The organism is Polaribacter septentrionalilitoris (assembly GCF_009832745.1).
Lineage (GTDB): Bacteria > Bacteroidota > Bacteroidia > Flavobacteriales > Flavobacteriaceae > Polaribacter > Polaribacter septentrionalilitoris.
In genome coordinates this window covers 235044-261053 of record NZ_VRMJ01000014.1, presented here as the reverse complement: position 1 = coordinate 261053, position 26010 = coordinate 235044, and the positions used below count along the sequence as shown (strand labels likewise).

The window sequence follows — 26010 nt, the reverse complement described above, 5'->3', positions numbered from 1 at the left end:
ATTGTTAAAAAATTTAATTATTGATAAAATATTTCATAAAAGAAATTATATTTTTAAACATACAAACTACAATTAAAAAAACAATTGATGAGCAAAAAAGCAACTGATATCTCTAGAAGAAAGTTTGCAAAACTATCTGTATTGGGTATTGCAAGTATGCCTTTATTCTCTTTTAGAAATGAGTTGCTGAAAACTGCAGATAACTCACCAAAACAATTAGAGATACATTTATTTTCTAAACATTTACAATTTCTAGATTATAATGAGATGTCTTTAGCAGCAGCAACAATGGGCTTTGATGGTTTAGATTTAACAGTTCGTAGAAAAGGACATGTATTGCCAAAAAATGTGTCTAATGATTTACCAAAAGCAGAAAGTGCCATGAAAAAACACGGACTTGCAACTACAATGATGACGACTAATGTTTGGGATGCTCATAGTTTAGTAAATAAAAATGTATTAGAAACCGCAAGTAATTTAGGCTTTACACATTATAGAACCAATTGGTTAAAATACCCAGAAGATAAATCCATTATAGAAAGTCAGGCTTTGTTTGGTAAACAAGCTAAAGAATTGGAGATTTTAAATAAAAAATTAGGTATTATTGGAGGATATCAAAACCATACAGGTAAAAATGTTGGTGCTCCTATTTGGGATTTGTTACCAATTCTAGGAGCTACTAAAGGAAAATTTATAGGTAGTCAGTATGATATTAGACATGCAGTTGTTGAAGGTGGAGAAAGTTGGGAATTGGGGCTTAAACGTATAAAACCCTTTATCAATTCTATAGTTATCAAAGATTTTAAATGGGGAAAAGTTAAAGGGAAATGGAAACCAATTAGTGTGCCTATGGGTGAAGGAATGGTTAATTTTAAACGCTATTTTTCTTTATTAAAAAAGTATCAAATACATGTACCAGTATCACTTCATGTAGAACATGATTTAGGTGGCGCTGAAAAAGGAAAAAAGAAGATTAATATCACAAAAAAAGAGGTCCTATTACGTATCCAAAAAGATTTGAATTATGTTCGTGAAATGTGGAAAAATTCTATTTAAATAACTTTTTTATTCAATAAGTTGTGATAAAATTGTGTAATACTAAACCTATAAAATAAAAAATCAATAGTCTAAAAAAGTATTACATTTCTTTTCTTAATACTTCTAAAGGCGGACTTTTTAAAACAGTGTTAAGATTACTTAATCCGATAATAAACACTAAAAAAGTAATACCGGGTACAAGTACTAAAAAAGGAATTATTGAAGGCACAAAAGGTTCTTTAAATAAAAATACCGCTAGCAATTGGCTGCTTACTAAAGACAATAAGATTCCGATAAAACTTCCTAAAAGGCCTAAGAAAATATACTCGTAAGCGGTAATTTGATAAATCTGTTTGCTTTTTGCCCCTAAAGTTCTCAATAAAACCGATTCTTTAATACGTTGGTATTTACTGTTTCTAACAGAACCTATCAGTACAATTAAGCCTGTAATGATGCTAAAAAATGCCATGAAGTTGATAATCCATGAAACTTTATCAATAATATCTTCTACAATGGTAAATACCTGGCGTAAATCTAAAATGGTAACACTTGGAAAGTTTTGAACCAAATCTCTTTGCAATACCGCAGAACTTTCTTTGTTAGCTACATACGTAGTAATGACATTAAATTTTGGCGCATTTTCTAAAACACCTTTTGGAAATACAATAGAAAAATTGACTTTCATACTGCCCCAATCTACTTTTCGAATGCTGCCCACAATGGTTTTCATTAAAACCCCTTGTATGTTGAATACAATTTCATCTCCTACTTTTAAGTTGGCATCTCTAGCTACATTATCTGCCACAGAAATAGATATAGGCTTGCCTTTTTCTACAGTACCTGTCCAATTGCCTGACATTAGTTCTTCTGTATCTGACAATACATCTCTATACGTTACTCGAAACTCACGATTTAGCATCCATTTACGCATTTGTATAGTTGTATCTTTCCTGATATCATTTACCGATTTTCCACGAATACTGTGCATTCTCATGGTAATTATAGGGATGTTATCAATCACTTCTAAACCTTTACTTTTAAAACTTTGTAAAAGAGCTGTTTCTTGTTGGCTTTGCACATCCATTAAAATGATATTCGCATCATTTTTTTTATTTTCAAGTGATGTTTTAGCTAACAAAATGTCTTTTGTAAAATATAACGTGCTTATTAAAAAAGTACCCAGACCAATAGCCAAAACCAACACCATGGTTTGGTTATTTGGACGATATAAATTCAAGATACTTTGTCGTTTTGTAAAACTCCAATTAGTAGGAAACCATTTTTTGATAAGTTTCATAAAAAGGCTAGAAACTCCAGCCATAATTGCAAATGTAATTACTATTCCGATAGTAAATGCAAAACCATTTACAGCACTTTTTAACATCCAAAAGGAAAATAAAAACACAAACAACACAATTGCTAACAAGGTGAATATTCTTGCTTTTCTTGGTTTTTGTGCATTTTCTTCAGAGGTTCTTAACACCTCTAATGGAGACACATACCAAGTCCCTAACAAAGGCAATAGTGCAAAAAGTACAGACATAAAGATTCCTAAAACTATCCCCATAAAAATAGGTTGTAGTGTAATAGAGACCACTACATCAAAAGGTAGAAAATCTTGTAAGATGTATGGAAATGCAAATTGTAAAGCAGTTCCTATACCAGCTCCAATTATTCCTCCTACCAAACCAATTCCGATGATTTGTAACAAGTAGATTAAAAAAGATTGCTTTCTAGAAACCCCCAAACATTTTAAAACGGCAACGTTTTTTAATTTCTCTTTGATATAAATATGTACAGAGCTTGCAATACCAACACAACCCAATAATAAGGCAATAAACGCGACTAAATTGAGGAATCTCCCTACATTGTCATATCTTCTTCCTAAACGTCTACTTGTACTTGTATGCGTATCTAAATCCGCATTATTATCATCTAAAATAGGATCTATCTTTTGATCTAATACCTCTAAATCCATATTTGGAGCTTTAAAGAAATACTGATATTCTTTTCTGCTACCCAATTGAATCAATTGGGTTTGCTCTAAAAATCGATACGGAATTAATACAGTAGGTGCTATAGAAGAAGAAATAGCTGTAGTACCAGGAATGGATTTTAGACTCCCAGTAATCGGAAATATAACTTTCCCTAATTTAATAGAATCACCAGGTTTTAAATTGTATTGCAATAACAAAGTAGCATCTACCAACGCTCCGCCCTTTTTTTGATATTGGGCTGCTGCTGTAAGTGGCGCTGTAGCCAATTTTCCATAAAAAGGAAAGTTTCCTTTTATGGCACGTACTTTTACTAATTTTGTACCATCATTCTTAGGAAAAGCAGCCATAGAAACAAAATTGACTTCATTAGCAGCAGGTTGTAAAGAATCGATAATGGCTTGTACTTTTTTAGAAGGTTTGTTTCTACTATCAATAATAAAATCTGCCCCCATCAAAGATTTTGATTGCTTTTTGATGTTGTCTTTTAAATTAGCGCTAAACAACTGAATAGAAACTACAGCTGCTATTCCTAAGATAATAGATGCCATAAATAGCATTAACCTAGAAATGCTGGCTTTACCATCTCTCCATGCCATTTTTAACAACCAAGGCAAGTTGATCTTTCTATTGCTCATGTTCGGAAACTAATTTTTCGTTTGCAATAATCTTTCCTCCTTTTAATCGTAAAATTTGTTGGGTTCTATTGGCTAAATCTAAATCGTGAGTGATAATTACTAAGGTAGTCCCTGCTTCTTTGTTGAGTTCAAAAAGCAGTTGAATGACTTTCTCGCCTGTTTCTTCATCTAAATTTCCTGTAGGTTCATCTGCAAATAAAATAGAAGGTTTGTTAGAAAATGCTCTTGCCAAAGCTACTCTCTGCTGCTCTCCACCAGATAATTGAGAAGGATAATGATATAGACGGTCTTGCAAACCTACTTTTGTCAACAATTCTGTTCCTATTTTAGTAGCGTTTTTTTCGCCTTGTAACTCTAGAGGAACAATAACATTTTCTAAAGCTGTTAGTGTGGGTAATAGTTGAAAGTTTTGAAAAATAAATCCTACTTCTTTATTTCTTAATTCAGCACGTTTGTCTTCATTTAAATCTTGTAATGCAGTTCCGCACAATTCTACTGTTCCAGATGTTGGGTAGTCTAAACCAGCACACAACCCTAGTAGAGTTGTTTTACCACTACCTGAAGGACCAACTATAGAAAAAATACTCCCCTGCTCTACTTCAAAAGAAATATTACTGATTACTGTTAAGTTTTTAGAACCACTTGTGTAGGTTTTCTCTAAATCGTTAATCTTTAATATCTTTGACATTTACTGAATTTAAAATTATTCTTACCTATAAAAAAGTTATGATGAAAAATAAACATTTGATGCCCAATTATCACACGATTGCTAGAAATATTTTCTTAAAATTATGTTATTTTTCATTTGTGATTGCACTATTTTCCTGTAAAACTGATAGTGCTACAAAAACTAGCCAACAAGATGAACCTAAGAAAACAGCAGCTTCTCAAAAACAAGAAACTGACAGTATTCAAAAAATTGTATTTTTTGGTGATAGTTTGACAGCTGGTTATGGTTTAGATGATACTAGTAGTGCTTTTCCAGCCATTATTCAACAAAAGATTGATTCTTTAGAGTTACCCTATACTGTTGTAAATTCTGGAGTAAGTGGAGAAACAACTTCTGGAGGTAAAAATAGAATTGATTGGGTATTGCAAGAAAAACCTTCCATTTTTGTATTAGAATTGGGTGCAAATGATGGTTTACGAGGTGTACCACTAAAGGAAACAACAAAAAATTTACAGGCGATTATAGATGCTGTGCAACAAAAATATCCATCTACAAAAATTGTGTTAGCGGGTATGCAAATTCCACCTAATATGGGACAAGAGTATACTGCTGAATTTAAAGCGATATTTCCTACTCTTGCTAAAAAAAATGATGTGTATTTGATTCCGTTTTTACTCGAAAATGTTGGTGGAATAGCAGCGTTAAATCAATCTGATGGAATTCATCCTACTGCAAAAGGACATCAACTATTGGCAGAAAATGTTTGGAAAGTATTGCAAGGAATTTTGTAGCAAGTGTTTTGCTTATAACTCATTTTCTTTCTCAGTAATAAACTTTTTATAGTGCTGATAACGTTCGTAGATTTGTCTAACATAAGTTACAGGTTCATAGCCTCTAACGTATCCATACTTGATAAAATCTTTATTGTAATTTTTAGGAAAACGCAAAGCCAACAACATTTTTTCAACGTTATTTTCCCAAATCATTGGGTTTAAATTATTGGCTTCTGCCAACAATTGTGCATCTCTAACATGACCATAGCCACAATTAAATGCTGCTAATGTAAATTTTGTTCTATTGATAGTATCTGTAACATCAGAAAAACGCTCAAAAATCTGATTTAAATACGTTGTTCCTCCTCGTAAACTTTCTATGGGATCTGTAACATCTTCAATACCTAATTCTTTCGCAGTTGCAGGCATTACTTGCATCAATCCTTTTGCACCTGCCCAAGATTTAGCTTTTGGATCGAATCTTGACTCTTGATAAATTTGTGCAGCTAGTAACCTCCAGTCCCAACCTAGTACTTTATTGAATTTTTTAATTAAATCATCAAACTGACTAATTTGATTGTTGGTTAAGCTATAATAATCACTCTTTACACGACGTCTGTAGAAACGTTTGTTTTTAAAATACTTATTATAAATAACAAAATAATCTGTGGTTTTACGTTGTTTTAATATCCATTGATTAACAACGTTTGTTAAGTTTTTTGACTTTTTTCTAGTAACCCATGCAATTCGTTGGGAAAAAGAAATAGGCACATCAATCTTTAATATAGGATTGGTAGAAGCATTAATTTTAGCAAGATTTTCGTCTGCAATAGTATATTTAATTTCTCCATTTACCACCATATCAATAATTTCACCTGTAGAGAGTTTGCTATCTAAAGTGTCAATATAAATGGTTCCACCTAATTCGTTTGATAAACTTTCAATTCTTTCATGGTAAGCAGAGTTTTTTCTGATAGAAACAGTATCTCCTATCAAATCCATAGGATCATCAATTAGTTGTTTTTGTAAAGCACTCCAAGAGATAGTTCTAAAATTATCTGGTTTTTTTTGCACCAAAACTTGTTTGGTTAAGTATAAATATTCGGTAAAATCTACTTCCCATTTTCGTTGATTGGTAATGGTCATTCCATGAGCAATAATATCTACATCACCTCTATTCAATACTTCAAATTCAGCATCTAAATCATCAGAAATTACAATTTCTAACTTTAAATTTAAATGCTTTGCCAATCGTTGTAAAATCTCATATTCAAATCCCATGGGTTGCCCCTTGTATAGGAAGTAACTGGTACTACTATAGACCACTAAAGCTCTTAAAACACCATCTTTTTTTATATCCTCTAAATCTCTATCTACTGAGTTAGCTACAATAGAATTTGTCAATATTGAGGAGTTATTCGTTTTTGTAGTGTTTTCCTTTTTACAAGAAATAAAGAACAATGTGAATAAGAAAAGTAAGAATAATATCTTTTTTTTATGAATCATAAACATCTAAATATAAGTGATTTATTATGGATATGAAAATCTCTTCTAAAACTCTTTAAAAATAAAATCAAAACTTTAGCTTTGTTGTATATAAAATATTACATGAAAACACTTCAAATCAACCTATTATTTCTATTATTTTTAAGTGCTCCTTTATTTTCTCAAGAACAACATTTTACTACAAAAGAAAGCCCTAAATATAGAGACCAGTTTAAAAGTTCTTACATTATTAATATTCATACCACAGACGAAAAGCTTAACGTTATCGCAAGAAAAAGCAAATCTCATTTGGTATTTGAATCTTTTGATGAAGAAGCGAAAGGAAAAAAACTGCTCTTGGTTAATATTAATAGAAAAGAAAGTTATGTTGGAGAATTATTTTATGATCATACCTTTAGAGTTTTTTTGGTAGAAAGCCCTTCTAAAACAGAAAGAATACTTCATTGTTACACCTATAATGTTATTGAAAACACTTATACTAAAACGACGTTATTAAAAAAGAAAGTACAAAAAAAAGGAAAGTTATTTTCTGGAGAAAACAAACGTCAAACTAATTTTTCTGTTTCTCCTGATAATAAATATATTGCAATTGCAGTAGACAATATTAAAAAGAATTCTAACTCTTACGACGTCTATGTCTATAATGCGAGTAATTTAACTTTAGCCTACACTAAAAGTTATTATTCAAACACTGAGAAGTTTTACACCGCTTCTGATATGGTTGTTGATGATAACGGAACAGTATATCATATTGGAAAAGAGTATTTTAAAGGAAGGCGCGAACGTAAAAAAGCTAAAGCAAACTATTCTTATGTGTTGAGCAAAATAGAAGAAAAAAATGTATCAACAAGTAAAATTGAGCTTACAGAGGATGAGTTTATTAAAAACCTAAACATGTCTTTTATCAATAATAAATTAAGGTTAATTGGTTACTATTCTAAAGATAAAGCGTTTGGTATTAAAGGTGTTAGTACTATTTATGTAGATAAATCTACCTTATCTCTTTTAGATAAAAAAAAGCAGGAACTACCTCTTAAAGTTTTTGAAGATTTATATGGGTACAGATCTGCCAAATCGAAAAAGGATTCAGAATTGACCAGTTTTGATTTAGATTATCTTCTTGAAGATGAAGACGGAAACACGTATTTAGTAGCGGAAGAATTCTATGTTGTGCAAATGTATGTTCCTAACGGAATGTATGGAGGTACCTATGTAACTACTTTTCATTATGATGATATTTTAATTACTAAACTTGATGCTAATGGAAATTTACTTTGGGGTCGTAGTATTTTTAAACGAGCAAATAAACCATCTTACAATGCTTTTTTAAATCATAATGAATTACATGTTGTTTTAAATTCTGGTAAAAAATTATTACAAAAACAAGACGGACGTTTAAAGGTTTCTAAAGGATGGTTTGAATCTACTGCACTATATGTTTTCTTATATGATAAAAATGGAAATGTAACCCATGAGAAAATTCAAGATAATAAAAAGAGAACTAAATATACTCCTTACACAGGTAGTTATGCAGATGGAAAATTTGTGATGTACAATCACTCTATGAAAAGTAAAAAGATTATGTTACTAACTTGTAAAGAAAAATAAATTAATTTTTACATAAAAAGCTCTAGTTTTAATTACAAACTAGAGCTTTTTAATTATTTTTTATGATGCTTTTACGTTAACATTCCACCATCAACAGATAAGGTTTGACCTGTGATGTATGAACTCATATCAGAACCTAAAAACACACATGCATTTGCGATGTCAATAGGTTGTCCTCCTCTTTTTAAAGGAATTCCATCTCTCCAACCCTGAACTACTTTCTCATCTAATTTTTCAGTCATTTCTGTTTCAATAAATCCAGGAGCTACCACATTACTTCTAATGTTTCTTGACCCTAATTCTAATGCTACAGATTTAGAAAAACCTACTATACCTGCTTTAGAGGCTGCATAATTAGTTTGACCAGCATTTCCTTTAAGTCCTACTACAGAACTCATATTAATGATAGAACCACCTCTTTGTTTCATCATAGGACGAATGACAGCTTTGGTTAAATTGAATACCGATTTTAAGTTAACTTCGATTACTTTGTCAAAATCTTCTTCAGTGATTCTCATTAACAAATTGTCTTTGGTAATACCTGCGTTGTTTACTAAAATATCTATGGTTCCAAATGCTGCCAAAACCTCTTTCGCTAATTCTTGAGCTGCATCAAAATCTGCTGCATTAGATTGATATCCTTTTGCTTCAACACCAAAAGCTTTTAACTCTTCTTCTAATGCATTTGCAGCATCTACAGAAGAACTATAGGTAAATGCAACATTTGCACCTTGTTTTGCAAATTCAATGGCAATTCCACGACCAATACCTCTAGTAGCACCAGTTATTATTGCGGATTTATTTTCTAATAACTTCATATTGTTTAGTTGTTTTAAGGATTCAAATATACTAAAATAAAAAACTCGTAAAACAAAAATGCTTTACGAGTTTATGAGTATAGATTATACAAAAATTAGAGTTTTACTTTTTTCTTATCTATATAATTAAATAAATAATCGATTTCTAATTCTTGGATTTTCCCTAACTTTTTTAACGATTGTACATCCAAATCTTTTTTGTTTCCAATTACCATTACATTGTAAGATTCTCCTTTAATATTGTTGTTAAAAAAGGCTTTTAAATCTTTCATTGTCATTCCTTTAATGGTATTGTACATCGCTTCTCTATGATCATTGTCTATGCCTAATTTCTGTAATCTTTCATAAGACCAAAAGATATTAGATTTTGTAATTCTTTGCGCAGCTAATTTCTTTAGAGTAGCTTCTTTTGCAGCATTAAATTGCTTTTCTGCCTCTGGCATATTGTTCATTAACTCCATCATTGCATCTACAGCTTGTTCTAATTTGTTTGCTTGTGTACCTACATAAGCCATCACATAATTAGGTGAATCTTTCTTAGAAGCATTACTGTAAGAAGCAAATGCTGAATATGCTAAAGATTTAGATTCTCTAATTTCTTGAAAAACAATAGATGATAATCCGCTACCAAAATACGTATTAAACAATGTTGATGCAGCCATATTTTCAGCTTTAAAAGGCTCTCCTTTTGCTAAAAACAATAGTTCTGTTTGTACCATATCATAATCTGTGAAGAATACATTTCCTCCTGTTTCAGTTTCTTTATATTCTTTTGCAACAGGATACTCTTTTAACTCACCAAATATTTTATGATGTGTATTTAATGAAGAAACTGCATTATTTACATCTTTACCATAATAGAAAACACGTTGTTTATAGTTTTTCATGTCTTTGATTAAAGCGACCAATTCTTCTGGATTAATGGCTTTTAATTCATCAACTTGCATGATATCTCTTAATGGTGAATCTTCACCATATTTACCATAATTCATCAGACCATTGAAAAGAATATTACCTTTCTGAGTTTTTCCGTCTTGACGTCCTTTGTAAATCTTTTCTACATATTTATCATACGCCTCTTTGTCTGCTTTTGCATTGTCCCAAAGATGTTCTAATAGTTCTAAACCTTTTGGTAAGTTCTCTTTTAATCCGTTTAAACCTACATAAGTTTTGTCTCTTGCTGTACTTACGTAATAAGATATACCTAACTTATAGAACTCTTTTTTAAGTTCTTCATTTGTGTATTTGTCTGTACCTATATATTCTAAATATCCAGCTGCAAGAGATAGTTTTTTATCATTATCACTACCCATATCAAAAATGATATTCATATCAAATAAATCATTCTTTTCATTTAGTACATAAGAAACCTTGATACCGTTTTCTGTTTTAGTTTCTTTAATTGCAGTTTTATAATCTACAAACTGAGGCTTCAAGGGTTCAGATTCTATTTTATTGAATTCTGTTATGTATTCTGAACTTTTATCTCTGTTTAAATTAACAGGAGTAATCCCTGGGTTAGCAACTTTTACAATATTTTTATCCTCACCTTTTCTTTTATAAGTGATGACATAATTATCCTTGTAAAAATCTTTCGCAAAATTTACCAATTGCGTTTTGGTAATTTTCTTTAAATCATCTAAAAATTGAACTCTTTGAGACCAATCTTGTTGATAAATAAAAGCATTTACATAAGTATCTGCCAAAGCTGAGTTGTTTTCATACTGACGAGTTTGACTTAATTTTAAATCATTTACGACAGCTTCAATCATCCATTCATCAAATTCGCCATTTTTTAATTTCTCTATCTGAGCTAATAATAACTCTTTTACTTCATCTAAAGATTGTCCTGATTTAGGAGAACCTGTAAATGTATGATATCCATAGTCATTTAAAAATGTAGGAGAACAACTTGCTCTTTGTACCAATTGTTTTTGATTTAAATTTAAATCGATAATACCAGCATTTCCATTTGCCATAATCATATCAACTAAAGTCACAAATTTTTCTTCTTCAGAATTTACACCTTCAGATCTAAATGCAATAGCAATAGACTCTGATGTTGGTCCAAAAACTTCTTTTACAACAGGAGCTGTAATTGGTTCTTCTTTTGGTAAAGTTGGATGGGTTAATTCCTTTCTTTCAAACTTACCAAAAGCATTATTTACTTTTTGAATTGTTGGTTCAAACTCAAAATCACCTACCAAAATTACTGCCATATTATTTGGCACATAATATTTGTTAAAGTAATTATGAATATCTACCATAGAAGGGTTTTTCAAATGATTTGCAGTACCAATTGTTGTTTGTTGCCCATAAGGATGATTTGGAAATAAACCATCTAACATGGCAGCGTAACGCTTTCTAAAGTCATTATCTTGTCCACGGTTAAACTCTTCAAATACCGCCTCTAATTCTGTATGAAAAAGTCTTAAAACTAACGTGCTAAAACGTTCTGCTTCAACAGTTACCCATTTGTCTAATTCATTAGCTGGTATTTTATTAGTATACACAGTTTGTTCAAACCAAGTGTAAGCATTTGTTCCTGTAGCACCTAAAGAAGCTGTCATTTTATCATATTCATTTGCAACAGAATAGTTTGACGCTTCTAAAGAAGTCTTATCGATTTCTTTATAAATCGCTAATTTTTTTTGTGGATCTGTTTCTGCTCTATGCTGTTCGTATAAACTCGATATTTTATCTAAATAGGTTTTTTCTTTTTCCCAATTTACAGTACCAATTTTGTGAGTACCTTTAAATACCATGTGTTCTAAATAATGTGCTAAACCAGTAGATTCTTTAGGGTCGTAATTAGAACCTGCTCTAACAGCAATATAAGTTTGTATTTTAGGTTCATCAGAATTTTGACTTAAATACACTTTGAGTCCGTTATCTAAGGTATATAAACGTAAACCTGTTGGATCATTTTCTACGGTTTCGTAAGTTAAACCGTTTGCATCTTTTTGTTCAGTTACTTTGTAACTTTTGTCATTATCAGTTTTACAACCTATAGTTGCTACCAATAACACGCTAAGAAATAACCATTTAATTTGTTTCATATTTAATTGATTTGAGTTGAAATGAAAAATCCGTTGAATTTACTAATTCAACGGATTCTAGCAATATAAATTGTTAAAATTTAACTTTAATTTATTATTTGTGTTTAATTTAAAACAGAAGCAACCATTTCTCCAATTTTAGCAGGAGAACTCACAACATGAACACCATTTTCTGCTAAAATTTTCATTTTAGCTTGAGCAGTATCATCAGCACCACCAACAATAGCACCAGCATGTCCCATAGTTCTTCCAGCTGGAGCAGTTTGTCCTGCAATAAAACCAACAACTGGTTTTCTATTTCCATCTGCTTTAATCCATTGTGCAGCTTCAGCTTCTAGGTTACCACCTATTTCACCAATCATAACAATAGCTTCAGTATCATCATCATTCATTAATAACTCAACTGCTTCTTTTGTTGTTGTTCCGATAATAGGATCACCACCAATACCAATTGCTGTAGTAATTCCAAAACCTTGTTTTACAACTTGGTCTGCAGCTTCATAAGTTAATGTTCCTGATTTAGAAACAATACCAACTTTTCCTTTTTTGAAAATAAAACCTGGCATAATACCAACCTTAGCTTCGTCTGGAGTAATAACTCCTGGGCAATTTGGACCAACTAAAGTACAGTCTTTATCTTCGATATATGCTTTTACTTTTACCATATCAGCAGTAGGAATTCCTTCTGTAATACAGATAATAACTTTGATTCCTGCATCTGCAGATTCCATAATTGCATCTGCTGCAAAAGCAGGTGGTACAAAAATGATAGAAGTGTCTGCACTTACTTTTTCTACAGCTTCAACAACTGTATTAAAAACAGGCTTCCCTAAGTGTTCTTGACCTCCTTTACCTGGAGTAACACCACCAACAACGTTGGTTCCATAATCAATCATTTGACCCGCATGAAACGTTCCTTCACTTCCTGTAAATCCTTGTACAATAATATTTGAATTCTTATTTACTAAAACACTCATTTGATATGATATTTAATTTTGTTGTGCAAAAATAGTTTATTGTTTGCTTTTTAAAAAAGAAAAAAGGACAATTATATGACTTGATTTCTTTATAAAAAGTTAAAAATTTAACGGTTCTTGTTTTGATCTTTTAAAAAACGCCTAATTCCCGCAATTTCTTTTAATTTTTCTCTTGATTCTGATATAGGCGTTCCAAAATAGGTTTTGCCTCCTGGAACAGATTTGGTGACTCCTGTTTGGCCTAAAATTACAGCTCCTTTTCCTATTGTAATTCCACTATTAGTTCCTACTTGTCCCCAAAGTGTAACTTCATCTTCTATAACAACACATCCTGCTATTCCAGTTTGTGAAGCTATCAAACATTTTTTTCCAATTATAGTATCATGACCAACATGTACTTGATTGTCAATTTTTGTACCTGCTCCAATAGTGGTATCTCCTGTAACACCTTTATCAATAGTACATGAAGCCCCTAAGTCTACATTATCTTCTAAAACCACTCTACCTCCAGAAATTAATTTATCGAAACCTGTTGGTCTATTTTTATAATAAAACGCATCCGCACCTAAAACGGTGTTTGCATGTATTATTACATTGTCTCCAATAACCGTATTATCATAAATAGAAACGTTAGAGTGAATGAGACAGTTTTTACCAATTTTCACATTATTTCCAACAAAAACATTAGGTTGTATAGCAGTATTCTCTCCAATAGTTGCAGTCTTAGAAATACTAACTCTAGATGAAATAAATGGATTAAAATGAAGCGTAAGTTTATTGAAATCTCGAAAAGGATCATCAGAAATTAATAATGATTTACCATCAGGGCAAGCTACTTCTTTGTTGATTAAAATAGTTGTTGCTGCAGAATGTAGTGCTTTGTCATAATATTTTGGGTGATCTACAAAAACAATGTCACCTTTTTCTACAACATGAATTTCATTAATCCCTAAAATTTCAAAATCTTTATCACCAACAAAATCAACTTTAATAATGTTTGCAATACTACTTAATGTTTGAGGTGATTTGAATTTCAAGTTTATTCTTTTATGCGTTCTTGATAAGTCCCTTTAGTGGTTTCAATCTTGATTTTATCACCTTCATTGATAAATAAAGGTACATTTACAGATGCTCCAGTTTCTACAGTTGCTGGTTTAGTTGCATTTGTTGCTGTGTTTCCTTTTACACCTGGTTCTGTATGTGTAACTTCTAAAATTACACTTTGAGGCATTTCTACAGAAAGCGGCATGTTATCTTCAGAATTGATAATAATAGTTACTACCTCTCCTTCTTTCATCAATTCTGGAGTGTCTAAAGCACTTTTTTGTAATTGAATCTGTGTGTAATCTTGCTCGTTCATAAAATGATAGGTATCACCATCATTATATAAATATTGAAATTTATGTGTTTCTACACGAACATCATCAATTTTTCTACCTGATGGAAATGTATTATCTACTACTTTACCAGAAGTAACACTTTTTAATTTTGTTCTTACAAAAGCAGGTCCTTTTCCTGGTTTTACATGTAAAAATTCTATGATTTTATAAATATCGTTATTGTATCTAATACACAATCCGTTTCTAATGTCTGAAGTTGTTGCCATTTAGTGGTTTATAATTAATGGTTTATAGTTAGTAGTTTATAGTTCATGGCTTTTAGAAAATGATGACTAGCAACCAGAAACTACAAACTAAATTAATTTGCTTTATAATATCCTTTCATAATCCCTCTGTGCGAATCTTTGATGAATTGGACAATTTCATCACGTTCTGGAGTTGCTTCCATTTCTGCTTCAATAATATCTATTGCTTGGGAATTGTTATAATTTTTTTGAAATAATATTCTATAAATATTTTGAATTTCTCTAATTTTATCTGTTGTAAAGCCTCTTCTTCTTAATCCTACTGAGTTGATTCCTACATAAGACAAAGGCTCTCTAGCTGCTTTTACATAAGGAGGAACATCTTTTCTTACTAAAGATCCACCCGTTACAAAAGCGTGATTACCAACAGAGGCAAACTGATGAACAGCTACCATACCTGCTAAGACTACATTGTCTCCAATGGTAACATGACCTGCTAATGTAGAATTGTTAGAGAAAATACAATTATCACCTACAAAAGAATCATGTGCTATATGGCAATACGCCATAATTAAACAATTGTCCCCAATTTTGGTTTTCATTCTATCTGAAGTACCTCTATTAATGGTTACGCACTCTCTTATAGTGACATTGTCTCCAATTTCGACAGTAGTTTCTTCATCATCATATTTTAAATCTTGAGGAATTGCAGAAATTACTGCTCCTGGAAAAATTCTACAGTTTTTACCAATTTTTGCTCCTTCCATTATGGTCACATTAGAACCAATCCATGTACCTGAACCAATTGTAACATTATTATGAATTGTAGTAAAAGGTTCAATTACAACATTTCTAGCAATTTTTGCTTGTGGATGAACATAAGCTAATGGTTGATTCATACTATTTTATTTTTGAAATTTGAGCCATTAATTCGGCCTCAGCAACTAATTTACCATTAGCATAAGCATAGGCTTGCATATGACAAATTCCACGTCTAATTGGTGTAATCAATTCAGCTTTAAATATAATTGTATCTCCAGGAAGTACTTTTTGTTTGAACTTAACATTATCCATCTTCATAAAATAAGTTAGGTAATTTTCAGGGTCTGGTACTGTACTCAACACTAAAACTCCACCACATTGTGCCATTGCCTCGACTTGTAAAACTCCTGGCATAACTGGCGCTCCAGGAAAATGCCCCACAAAAAAGTTTTCGTTCATGGTTACATTTTTCATTCCCACAACATGTCTATCTGAAAGTTCTAGAATTCTATCAATCAATAAAAATGGTGGTCTGTGTGGAAGAATATCCATAATTTGATGAATATCCATTAAAGGTGTTTCATTCAAATCATATTGAGGAACGTTATTTCTTTTTTCTTGCTTAATAATTTTAGCTAACTTTTTTGCAAACTGAGTATTGATTAAATGCCCTGGTTTGTTTGCAATAACTTTTCCTTTTATTCTTGTACCTACTAGTGCTAAATCTCCAATAACATCTAATAACTTATGTCTTGCAGCTTCGTTAGCCCAATGTAAATTTAAGTTATCTAAAATACCATTAGATTGCACTGTTATATCATCTTTTTTAAAGGCTTTTTTTAACTTTTCCATTGTTGCTTCAGATAATTCTTTATCTACATACACAATAGCGTTGTTTAAATCTCCTCCTTTAATTAAATCATTTTCTAGGAGCATTTCTATTTCGTGTAAAAAGCTAAATGTTCTTGCTGCTGCTATTTCTTTTTTGAAATCTGAAATGGTCTCTAAATTTGCGTTTTGAGTACCTAAAATTTTAGTACCAAAATCAACCATTGCTGTAACCTTATATTCATCTGAAGGCATTAAAATGATTTCACTACCAGAAATTTCATCTTTGTAAGAAATAATTTCTTTTACTACATATTCTTGAATATCTGCTTCTTGCTCTTGAACTCCTGCTTTTTCTAAAGCTTCTACAAAATATTTCGAAGAACCATCCATAATTGGAGGTTCAGAAGCGTCTATCTCAATTAATAAGTTATCGATATCTAGCCCTACAGCAGCTGCTAAAACATGCTCTGAAGTCTGAATTTGTACACCATTTCTTTCTAAATTTGTACCTCTTTGAGTGTTTACAACATATTCTGCTTTTGCTTCAATTGTAGGAGAACCCTCTAAATCAACTCTACTAAAAGCAAAGCCATGATTAATAGGTGCAGGTTTTAAGGTCATATTTACTGTATTACCCGTGTGAATTCCAACACCAGATAAACTAACTTCTTTTTGAATGGTTTTCTGTTTCTTACTCATTTATGGTTGATTTTTGAGCCTTCAACTCTTTTTCTATGTTATTAATTTTTGTTGCTATTTTAGGAAGATTTCTAAAGTAGACATAGCTTTTATTAAAATCTGAATATCCAAATGCAGGTGTACCTTGAACTAGATCATTATCTTTTAGATTTTTGGAAATACCAGATTGAGCTTGAATACGCACATTGTTACCAATAGTTAGATGCCCCACAATACCTACTTGACCACCAATCATACAGTTTTCACCAATTTTGGTTGAACCTGCAATACCTGTTTGAGCTGCAATTACAGTGTTTTTACCTACTTCTACATTGTGTGCAATCTGGATTTGATTATCCATCTTAACTCCCTGTCTTATAATGGTTGAGCCTAATGTGGCTCTATCAATAGTTGAAGACGATCCAATATCTACATTGTCTTCGATAATTACATTCCCTATTTGGGGGATGGCTTTATACTCTCCGTTTTCATCAGGAGCAAAACCAAATCCGTCTGAACCAATAATTGCTCCAGAATGAATTTTACAATTGTTTCCAATGATCGTTTCAGAATAAATTTTAACACCAGAAAAAATGACACAATTATCACCAATAACAACATTGTCTCCGATATAAATGTTTGGATAAATTTTTACGTTATTACCAATAACTACATTTTCACCTACATAAGAAAATGCTCCCAAATATAAATTGTCCCCTATTTTAGCAGATTCTGAAACAAAGTTGGGTTGTTCTATACCCACTTTATTGTTTTTTACTTCATTGTAAAATTCTAATAATTTTGAAAATGATTTATAAGCATCATCTACTTTAATAAGTGTTGTAGAAGTTTCTTTTTCTAGCTCAAATGATCTATTTACAATAGCAATAGAAGCGTTTGTAGTATATAAATACGGGGTGTATTTAGGGTTAGACAGAAAGGTTAAAGAACCCTTTTCTCCTTCTTCTATCTTAGACAATTTAAAAACTTCTTCTTCAGTGTTTCCTACTACTTCTCCTTCTAAGATGTCTGCTATTTGTTGCGCTGTAAATTTCATTAATCGCAAAAATATAAAATTTAATGCGATTTGACTAATCTGTTTCTATTTTGGGTAACAAATAAAGTGCTTTACAACTGGTTTTGTTAATGCTTTTATGTTTAATTGATCAGAAGCTTTAGCAATATCCTTTAATTTCCCTTTTTTGTTTAAAATAAAAATAGGTTTATTTGTATTGTAGGCTTGATTGGTAATAATATCAGCAAAAACAAAAAAACTACTTTCAGTTTGGTCTAAATTATATCTATTACAAACTTTATCTATTTTTTTTGTAATATACTCAGGTTCAAATGGTTTTTTCTGTATCTCAACTCTAAACAATTTTCGATTTACAATCATTTGAGATAATATGGACAATACTTTGTCTGGATGATGTACCCATTCTTTTACCGCAAGTAAAACATCATAATCATCAAGCTGAGCTAAAGTTTCTAACGTAACATCGTCAAAATTTGTTTTAGATATTTTATTGAATAGAAAATATTTTAAAGCAGAACTTGCAAACAAGTCTTCTCCTTGTTCAGCCAGCTCTTTCGCTCTTTTTAAAACGTTGACCAGCATATTTTCGGCAACTAAACCCGTTTTATGTAAGTATACTTGCCAATACATTAATCTCCTGGCAATCAAAAACTTCTCTACAGAATAAATTCCCTTTTGCTCAATAACTAATTGATCATCTTTTACATTCATCATTGCTATTAAACGATCTGATGAAATATTACCTTCTGTAACTCCTGTATAAAAACTATCTCTTTTTAAATAATCTAACCTATCTATATCTAATTGACTAGAAATGAGTTGACATAAAAACTTCCTTGAATTTTTCCCTTCAAAAATTTCTATTGCCAATGTTAGTTTTCCCTCATACTCATCATTCAGTTTTTTCATAAACTTTAAAGAAATCTCTTCATGTGAAATACCATTAACAATACTGTGTTCTAAGGCGTGTGAAAAAGCTCCATGACCAATATCATGCAATAAAATGGCAATATACAAGGCGTTTTCTTCATCATTTGAAATCTCTACACCTTTAAAACGTAATACTTGTACCGCTTTTTGCATTAAATGCATACAGCCAATTGCGTGATGAAATCGGGTATGATTTGCTCCTGGATACACCAAATTAGAAAAACCCATTTGTGTAATTCTACGTAAACGCTGAAAATAAGGATGTTCTATGATGTCAAAAAGTAAAGAATTTGGAATTTGGATAAATCCGTAAATTGGATCATTTAGGATTTTGAGTTTGTTCGGTTTTTTTTTCTTCAAAAGAGGATTTTTATCAATCTACTGCAAAATACAAACATTATTTTTTTTAGCAATATTTTATCATTTTAAAACCAAACAAAGTATAACAATTGGTTACTTTTATCGTTAAATGTTAAAATTTAAAACTATTTATGAGCAATATTCAGATATTATGGGTTGATGATGAAATAGAGTTGTTAAAACCACACATTCTTTTTTTAGAGCGTAAAAATTATAAGGTTACAACATGTACAAATGGTGCTGATGCAATTGATTTGGTAGATGAAGATAATTTTGATATTGTTTTTTTAGATGAAAACATGCCTGGTTTAACAGGCTTGGATACGCTTTCCGAAATTAAGCAAAAACAGGCCAACTTACCTGTGGTGATGATTACCAAAAGTGAGGAAGAATATATTATGGAGGAAGCTATTGGTTCTAAAATTGCAGATTATTTGATAAAACCCGTAAATCCGAGTCAGATTTTATTGAGTTTAAAAAAGAATTTGGATCATTCTCGTTTAGTAACAGAGAAAACAACTTCTAACTATCAACAAGAGTTTCGAAAAATTTCTATGGATTTAGCTATGGTGAATTCTTATGAAGATTGGATTGAGCTGTATAAAAAACTAATTCACTGGGAATTAGAGTTAGAAAACATAAGTGATCCAGGAATGCTAGGAATTTTAGAGAGTCAGAAACAGGAGGCTAATAATCAGTTTTTTAAGTTCATCAAAAAAAATTATGAAGATTATTTAACTGCACATGACAAGCCTACATTTTCACACACATTGTTTAAAGATTATGTGGCACCAGAATTAAGCAAAGATCAAGGTGTTTTGTGGGTTGTAATTGATAATTTGCGTTACGACCAATATCGAATTTTAGAACCGTTAATCAATAATCATTACAAAAAAGAAGAAGAGTATTCTTATTTCTCTATTCTACCTACTGCTACTCAATATGCTAGAAATGCAATTTTTTCTGGTTTAATGCCTTCTGAAATGGAGAAACGTCATCCTAATTTTTGGAAAAATGATACAGATGAAGGTGGAATGAATTTGTATGAAAATGAATTTTTATCTGCTCAAATTAAACGTCTTGGTTTGGATATTAAACATGAGTATTATAAAATTTCATCTTTGAAAAGCGGAAAAGAATTGGCAGACAATTTTAACGGAACAAAACAAAACGATTTGACTGCTATAGTTTATAATTTTGTTGACATTCTCTCCCACTCTAAAACAGAAATGGAAGTGATTAAAGAATTGGCTGGTGATGATAAAGCGTATAGAAGTTTAACGTTGAGTTGGTTTAAAAACTCTCCGCTATTTGAAATTATTCAAAAAGCACAACAATTGGGTCAGAAATTAATCATTACAACCGATCACGGAACCATTAATTGCAAACACCCAACTAAAGTAATTGGTGATAAGAACATTAGTGCAAACTTGCGTTATAAAACAGGAAGAAGTCTTTCTTACGAGGAAAAAGATGTGTATGCAGTTAGAAATCCAAAAGATATTTTTTTACCAACAGTGGCTATGAATGCGCCTTTTATTTTTGCTAAAGAGGATTTGTTTTTTGCTTATCCAAATAACTTTAACCATTTTGTAAAGTATTATAAAAACACATATCAACATGGTGGGGTTTCTTTAGAAGAAGTAATTATTCCTTGTGTGGTATATAGTGCGAAGTAATTTCGTTTACTTTTCTATCTGTAGATATTAATTTAAATTGATATCAATATAAAAAAAGCCAGCTGTTTAAAAACAACTCGCTTTATAAATCTAAAAATACTTTTTCTTTTAAAAACCAGTACCTGGAGCTTCTGGACTTTGAGATTGAGCTTTTTGAGGAGACAAAATTAAATATGTTCCAAGTGCTGTTAACGCTGCATATCTGCCATAATTACCTATTTTTTTAATAGCTTCTTTTCTTGATATATTTTGTGTTTGATTATTTTTTTTCATAATTTTTTATTTATCTCAATACAATTTTTTTAACTAAGCTTTTATTATCAACTGTAACTTTTACTACATAAACTCCATCACTTACAGATAAAGGCATATCAATTGTATTTATATTTTTAAAAGATTTAGTATAAACATTTTTACCTAAAAGATCAAAGACTTCTACCTTAATTAGATCTTTGATTCCTCTAATATGTAGTGTTTTATTTGAAGAAAAAACTTGAATTTGATTAATTAAAGAGTTATCTAGATTTAATACTTCTGATTTTACATGTAGATAAAATCTCTCTTTTATGATATTAGTCTCATTAAAACTAATTTTATAACCGTTTGTTTCTTGTGTAATATCAGTAAAAGTATTTTTCACTTTATCTTCTAAATACAATTTTACATTCTCTTTCAGGTTTATAGATTTCGATGAAAATGTAACCTCATTATTTTTTATCTTGAGTTCTAAAGGAATTATGATATCATCCTTGTTTTCTTTTGCTAAAGACTGTGTTGTATAATTTTTGTTATTACTCTTATCTACTAGTTTAGTATAAAAATCAAAAGAAGATGAGCTAAAGTTACCAATATCCAAACCAACGTCAAAACCAGAAGTTGCATTGTCTAAAAAATTAATATTTGTTGCTACTTTATATTCGCCATTACTCACAAATAATTGAATGTAACTATTATCATTTTTATTAAAAACATTGTTTCCTGTATTTGGTTTTACACTTCTTTTATCTTGCTTAAATGCTATTTCATTTTCACCCGCTTTCAATTTTATAAAAAAACCTTGACCTGGTGTAAGTGCACGATTCTGAATATCTGCTTCACTTACTGCTATATATTTATTTTGAGAATTATCCCAGACATAAATACCTTTATAATTATCATCTAAAATATCATAGTTATCATTTATAAAACTACTAGCACCATTTTTATTTGCTGGATAGTACGTTGTAAACGGATTTCCTATTGCGTTCCATTCTCCTGGTTGTAATGTTCTTGTTAAATTATTTGTAGTTAATGTTCCTGTAAAACTTACAGAACCGTCTGTTGCTCTCGATAGTGCGTAACTTTGACCTGCTATAAATGTTAAGTTTTCATCCACATTAGCAGTATAATAAACCCATTTATCACCCTCTGTAGCTGCATCACTGTAATAACCAATTGCATATCTATTTGGGTTTACGGTTGTATTTACGCGAATGTCATTATTAGTATCTGTTGCAAATCCCTTAATTTTTTGACCTGAAACGGGTGGTGTTACCAAACTCCATTTATTTGCTTTTAAGCCACCTCTTGTATAGGTTACATTTCCTGATGAAGTACCTTCTATAAACAAGACTGAACTATCATCTATACCAGAATCCATAACAATTGTCCCCGTATTTACCAAATTACTTTTAGATTTTAGAGAATACGTAGGGCTAATAACAATAGTACCTTCATTTTCTAATGAATTTACTTCAGAAATATCTGCACTAATTTGCAATGTTGTTCCTGAAGGAATTACAACGTTATCTGTTGTGGTTGGTACAACACCACTACTCCAATTTGCGGGGTCATTCCACATTCCGTTTGTATTTGTTGATGTGTTTATTGAGGAGCAGTCTTTACTATCTCCAGAAAAATTCCAATTATAATCGTTAATTAATTTATTTCTTGCTGTTTCTGAGTTGCAATAATTGATGCCTAATGCTCCTAAATTGATATTAGATTTTAAAGTAGATAATACACTCCAACTTTTAAGAGTTTTATCATAATTAACTACAGAAATTCCCGAGTTATCAAACATTGAAAGCATTGTATACACCTTACCAACATTCCAATTGCTCAAATCTTGGTTATAACTTGTTGCATTTTGAAATACTTCTTGCATATTAAAAGTATTTACTGTATCCCAAGAACTTAAGTCTTGATTAAAACTAGTTGCACCTTTAAACATTGCCTGCATTGAATTTAAAACACTTACATTCCAACCACTAATATCTTGATTAAAACTAATTGCACCTTCAAACATTGATCTTGTATTAGTTACTTTACTCAATTCCCAAGAATTAATATTTTGGTTAAAAGCTGTAGCATTTTTAAAAGCACTACCCATAAAAGTAACATTACTAGTATCCCAATTACTTAAGTCTTTATTAAAATTAGTTGCACCAGAGAAAATTTCGCCAAGGTCTGTAGCTTTTGATAAATTCCATGAGCTAATATCTTGATTAAAATTTGTTGCATTTCTAAACATACTAGAAAATCCAGTAATATTACTTGTATCCCACGAACTTATATCTTGATTAAAACTAATAGCACCATCAAACATTCCTACTATTCTACCTGTAAAACTACTCAAATCCCAAGAACTAATATCTTGATTAAATGCCTTCGCATATTGAAAAACTCCCGAAAAACCATCTACTTCACTTATACTACTTACATTCCAACTGCCAATATCTTGGTTAAAATCTTGGGTTGAAGCAAACATCCATTGTATGTTTTTTACATTACTAACATTCCAATTAGTTACATTACCATTAAATTTTGTAGCAAATTGAAACATTGACTTCATATTGGTTACATTACTAACGTTCCAATTATTCAAATCTTGATTAAATATTGAAGCCCTATCAAACGTACTTTGCATATCTGTAATTGAAGATACATCCCAGTTATTAACTGTAGAATTCCATATTAATGCTCGACAACTTCTAAAAGCGACATTTAAACTTGTAAGGTTACTCAAATCAGGAATATCTGTAGCTGTAATATCCATTTTATAGCACCCAGAAAAGGACATATTAGACCAATTTATGTTACCCCATTGTATTATTTCTAATATTTTTCCAGTATTGGAAGCAACCGATTCTGTAGCAAAGTTTAAACCAGTAATATTTCCAGTAATTTTGATTGTATGATTGCCTATTGTCGTATAAGTATGTTTTATATTATATCTATTGTAACCACCAAAGTATTGAATTTCACCATCTCCCCAATCTATAGTAAAACTATTACTTCCAACTGTTACAGGTATAAATAAGGATTCATTGGCAGCAGTTGTTTCCCATTTGGTAATAAAAGGGTTAAAACTACTACAATCTTTACCTGCATCTGAAAATGTCCAATTAAAATCATTTATTAATTTAGTCCTTCCAGTTTCGCCATTACAATATTGTTTACTTAATGCACCTAAATTTACGTTTTGCTGTAGACTTGCCAAACCACTCCAAACTAAAAGTATTGCATCATAGTTTTCTATTGATAAACCTGAATCATCAAACATAGAGGTCATATTAATTACAGAACCTACATCCCATTTATTTAAAGTTTGGTTAAATTTAGTTGCTCCTTCAAACATACTTTGCATTGAAATAATGTTACTAACATTCCAATTGTTTATCAAATTTCCTTCAAAATTTACACAACCTTTAAACATTGCCTCTGTGCTGGTTACATTTGACAAATCTGGAATATCAGTAGCAGTAATATTCAAGTTTGGACAATCTTCAAATGAAATAGATTCCCATGGATTATCACCCCATTGAACTACATCAATAATTTTATTTTTACTGCTTGTATCAAAAATGCTAAACCTAGGAAACACACCTGTAATTTTAATGGTATAAATACCAGAAATTGCGTAATTATGAGCTATCCCGCTTGTTACGTGATTACTGACTGAGCCATCACCCCAATCTACTCTATAATCATAACCATTTCCTGAAGTTGAAAGAGCCAAAAATTCATTATCATTCTTTATATCCCATTTGGTAATGAACCCTTCAGTACAGTCTTTACCTGCATCATAGATTGTCCAATTATAATCATTTATAAGTTTGTTTCTTTCTGTTTCACTGTGGCAATAATTAATATTGTTACCTCCAAAAGTTACATTATTTTTTAAAGTTGGTAAATTACTCCAACCTGCTATAATTCTATCATAATTTTCTGTTGATAAATTAGTACCATTAAATATATTAGACATTGAACTAACATTTGTAATATTCCAAGAACTTAAATCTTGATTAAAAGATCTAGCTTGATCAAACATTTCTTGCATTGTCTCAACTTTGCTTACATTCCAAGAGCTAATGTTTTGATTAAACTTAGTTGCATAATCAAACATATACCTTGTTTGTGTAACATTACTAACATCCCAATTACTTATATCTGAATTAAAATTTGATGCGTTTTGAAACATTGACCACATATTAGTAATATTTGAAGTATTCCAAGAATTAATATTTGGTATTGTTGTTATAGCTGAACAACCATAAAACATGTCTCTAAATGTTGTCACATTAAGTAGATTTGGGGTATCAGTTGCTGTTATTTTCATATTATAGAGACCTTTAAAAGCACTCTCCATAGAAACCCAAGTATTATTACCCCATTGAACAAGTTCTATTATATTTCTTTTATCTGAACTAGAACCTTTTTCTCCTAATACAAATCTTGGGTAAACACCTGAAATTTTAATAATATACTCTCCAGTATTATCGTAAAAATGTTCTGCATCTCCTGTAACGTTTGTTTCAATATTTCCATCTCCCCAGTCAATTGTGTAATTATAAGTTAAGTTTGCATCAACAGGAATATCAATATAAAATCCAAATTGTAATTTCCATTTTGTTATAAATTCATTCTGCCCAAAAGACAATAAAATGTAAAATGTAAAAATGAGTGAAAGTAATCTCTTTTTCATAGCAATTTGTTAAAGTTAGTATACTAGCAAAGATAGCATACGTCCAAAAACAAAAAAATACCTACAACTAGGTATTTTTTATACTTTTAAAAAAATATTTTT

18 protein-coding genes are annotated in these 26010 nt (G+C 30.8%); 4 read left to right on the top strand and 14 right to left on the bottom strand.

Features of this window, described 5'->3' with window-relative positions:
- Positions 1-87: 87 nt before the first annotated feature.
- Entirely contained in the window at positions 88-1056 is a 969-nt protein-coding gene (locus FP421_RS03250) for a sugar phosphate isomerase/epimerase family protein (protein WP_159947551.1), read from the top strand.
- A gap of 82 nt (positions 1057-1138) precedes the next feature.
- On the opposite strand, the gene FP421_RS03245 is transcribed toward FP421_RS03250, so the two are convergent.
- On the bottom strand, positions 1139-3631 hold the full coding sequence (locus FP421_RS03245; protein ID WP_159947881.1) for an ABC transporter permease: 2493 nt from the start codon (positions 3629-3631) through the stop codon (positions 1139-1141).
- A gap of 28 nt (positions 3632-3659) precedes the next feature.
- On the bottom strand, positions 3660-4358 hold the full coding sequence (locus tag FP421_RS03240; RefSeq protein WP_159947549.1) for an ABC transporter ATP-binding protein: 699 nt from the start codon (positions 4356-4358) through the stop codon (positions 3660-3662).
- A 38-nt stretch (positions 4359-4396) separates the two neighbouring features.
- On the opposite strand from FP421_RS03240, the gene FP421_RS03235 reads away from it, so the two are divergent.
- Complete coding sequence (locus tag FP421_RS03235) at positions 4397-5131, top strand: arylesterase (protein ID WP_201288780.1); 735 nt, start codon at positions 4397-4399, stop codon at positions 5129-5131.
- 12 nt (positions 5132-5143) lie between these two features.
- On the opposite strand, the gene FP421_RS15285 is transcribed toward FP421_RS03235, so the two are convergent.
- Positions 5144-6517: an MltF family protein gene (locus FP421_RS15285; RefSeq protein ID WP_317163310.1), complete on the bottom strand. Its 1374-nt coding sequence runs from the start codon at positions 6515-6517 to the stop codon at positions 5144-5146.
- Positions 6518-6721: 204 nt separating this feature from the next.
- Between FP421_RS15285 and FP421_RS03225 the strand changes: the two genes are divergently transcribed.
- On the top strand, positions 6722-8227 hold the full coding sequence (locus FP421_RS03225; RefSeq protein WP_159947545.1) for a hypothetical protein: 1506 nt from the start codon (positions 6722-6724) through the stop codon (positions 8225-8227).
- A gap of 71 nt (positions 8228-8298) precedes the next feature.
- Here the strand turns inward: FP421_RS03225 and fabG are convergent, their stop codons facing one another.
- The 9 genes from fabG to FP421_RS03180 all read right to left on the bottom strand — a co-directional run bounded on the left by fabG (position 8299) and on the right by FP421_RS03180 (position 19263).
- Entirely contained in the window at positions 8299-9045 is a 747-nt protein-coding gene (gene fabG / locus FP421_RS03220; protein WP_159947543.1) for a 3-oxoacyl-[acyl-carrier-protein] reductase, read from the bottom strand.
- Positions 9046-9140: 95 nt separating this feature from the next.
- On the bottom strand, positions 9141-12104 hold the full coding sequence (locus FP421_RS03215) for a M16 family metallopeptidase (RefSeq protein WP_159947541.1): 2964 nt from the start codon (positions 12102-12104) through the stop codon (positions 9141-9143).
- Between the two features lie 104 nt (positions 12105-12208).
- Positions 12209-13081 (bottom strand): succinate--CoA ligase subunit alpha, encoded by an 873-nt coding sequence (sucD, locus tag FP421_RS03210; RefSeq protein ID WP_159947539.1) that lies wholly within the window; start codon positions 13079-13081, stop codon positions 12209-12211.
- Positions 13082-13188: 107 nt separating this feature from the next.
- The gene (locus tag FP421_RS03205) at positions 13189-14118 is read right to left on the bottom strand and encodes a UDP-3-O-(3-hydroxymyristoyl)glucosamine N-acyltransferase (RefSeq protein WP_159947537.1); all 930 of its coding nucleotides are present in this window, start codon (positions 14116-14118) and stop codon (positions 13189-13191) included.
- Between the two features lie 2 nt (positions 14119-14120).
- Positions 14121-14687: an elongation factor P gene (gene efp, locus FP421_RS03200; RefSeq protein ID WP_159947535.1), complete on the bottom strand. Its 567-nt coding sequence runs from the start codon at positions 14685-14687 to the stop codon at positions 14121-14123.
- Between the two features lie 92 nt (positions 14688-14779).
- Positions 14780-15565: an acyl-ACP--UDP-N-acetylglucosamine O-acyltransferase gene (gene lpxA / locus FP421_RS03195; protein ID WP_159947533.1), complete on the bottom strand. Its 786-nt coding sequence runs from the start codon at positions 15563-15565 to the stop codon at positions 14780-14782.
- Position 15566: 1 nt separating this feature from the next.
- Positions 15567-16958: a bifunctional UDP-3-O-[3-hydroxymyristoyl] N-acetylglucosamine deacetylase/3-hydroxyacyl-ACP dehydratase gene (locus FP421_RS03190; RefSeq protein ID WP_159947532.1), complete on the bottom strand. Its 1392-nt coding sequence runs from the start codon at positions 16956-16958 to the stop codon at positions 15567-15569.
- Complete coding sequence (gene lpxD / locus FP421_RS03185) at positions 16951-17994, bottom strand: UDP-3-O-(3-hydroxymyristoyl)glucosamine N-acyltransferase (protein ID WP_159947531.1); 1044 nt, start codon at positions 17992-17994, stop codon at positions 16951-16953. The genes FP421_RS03190 and lpxD overlap by 8 nt, the downstream gene beginning before the upstream one ends.
- 45 nt (positions 17995-18039) lie before the next feature.
- Positions 18040-19263, bottom strand: coding sequence for an HD domain-containing protein (locus tag FP421_RS03180; protein WP_159947530.1), 1224 nt, complete (start codon positions 19261-19263; stop codon positions 18040-18042).
- Between the two features lie 131 nt (positions 19264-19394).
- Here FP421_RS03180 and porX point away from each other — a divergent pair, with 131 nt between their 5' ends.
- A complete protein-coding gene (gene porX, locus FP421_RS03175; RefSeq protein ID WP_159947529.1) occupies positions 19395-20942 on the top strand; it encodes a T9SS response regulator signal transducer PorX in 1548 nt (515 codons plus the stop codon).
- Positions 20943-21050: 108 nt separating this feature from the next.
- Here the strand turns inward: porX and FP421_RS15085 are convergent, their stop codons facing one another.
- Positions 21051-21215, bottom strand: coding sequence for a hypothetical protein (locus FP421_RS15085; protein WP_201288779.1), 165 nt, complete (start codon positions 21213-21215; stop codon positions 21051-21053).
- Positions 21216-21225: 10 nt separating this feature from the next.
- Entirely contained in the window at positions 21226-25908 is a 4683-nt protein-coding gene (locus tag FP421_RS03170; RefSeq protein ID WP_159947528.1) for a BspA family leucine-rich repeat surface protein, read from the bottom strand.
- Positions 25909-26010 lie beyond the last annotated feature (102 nt).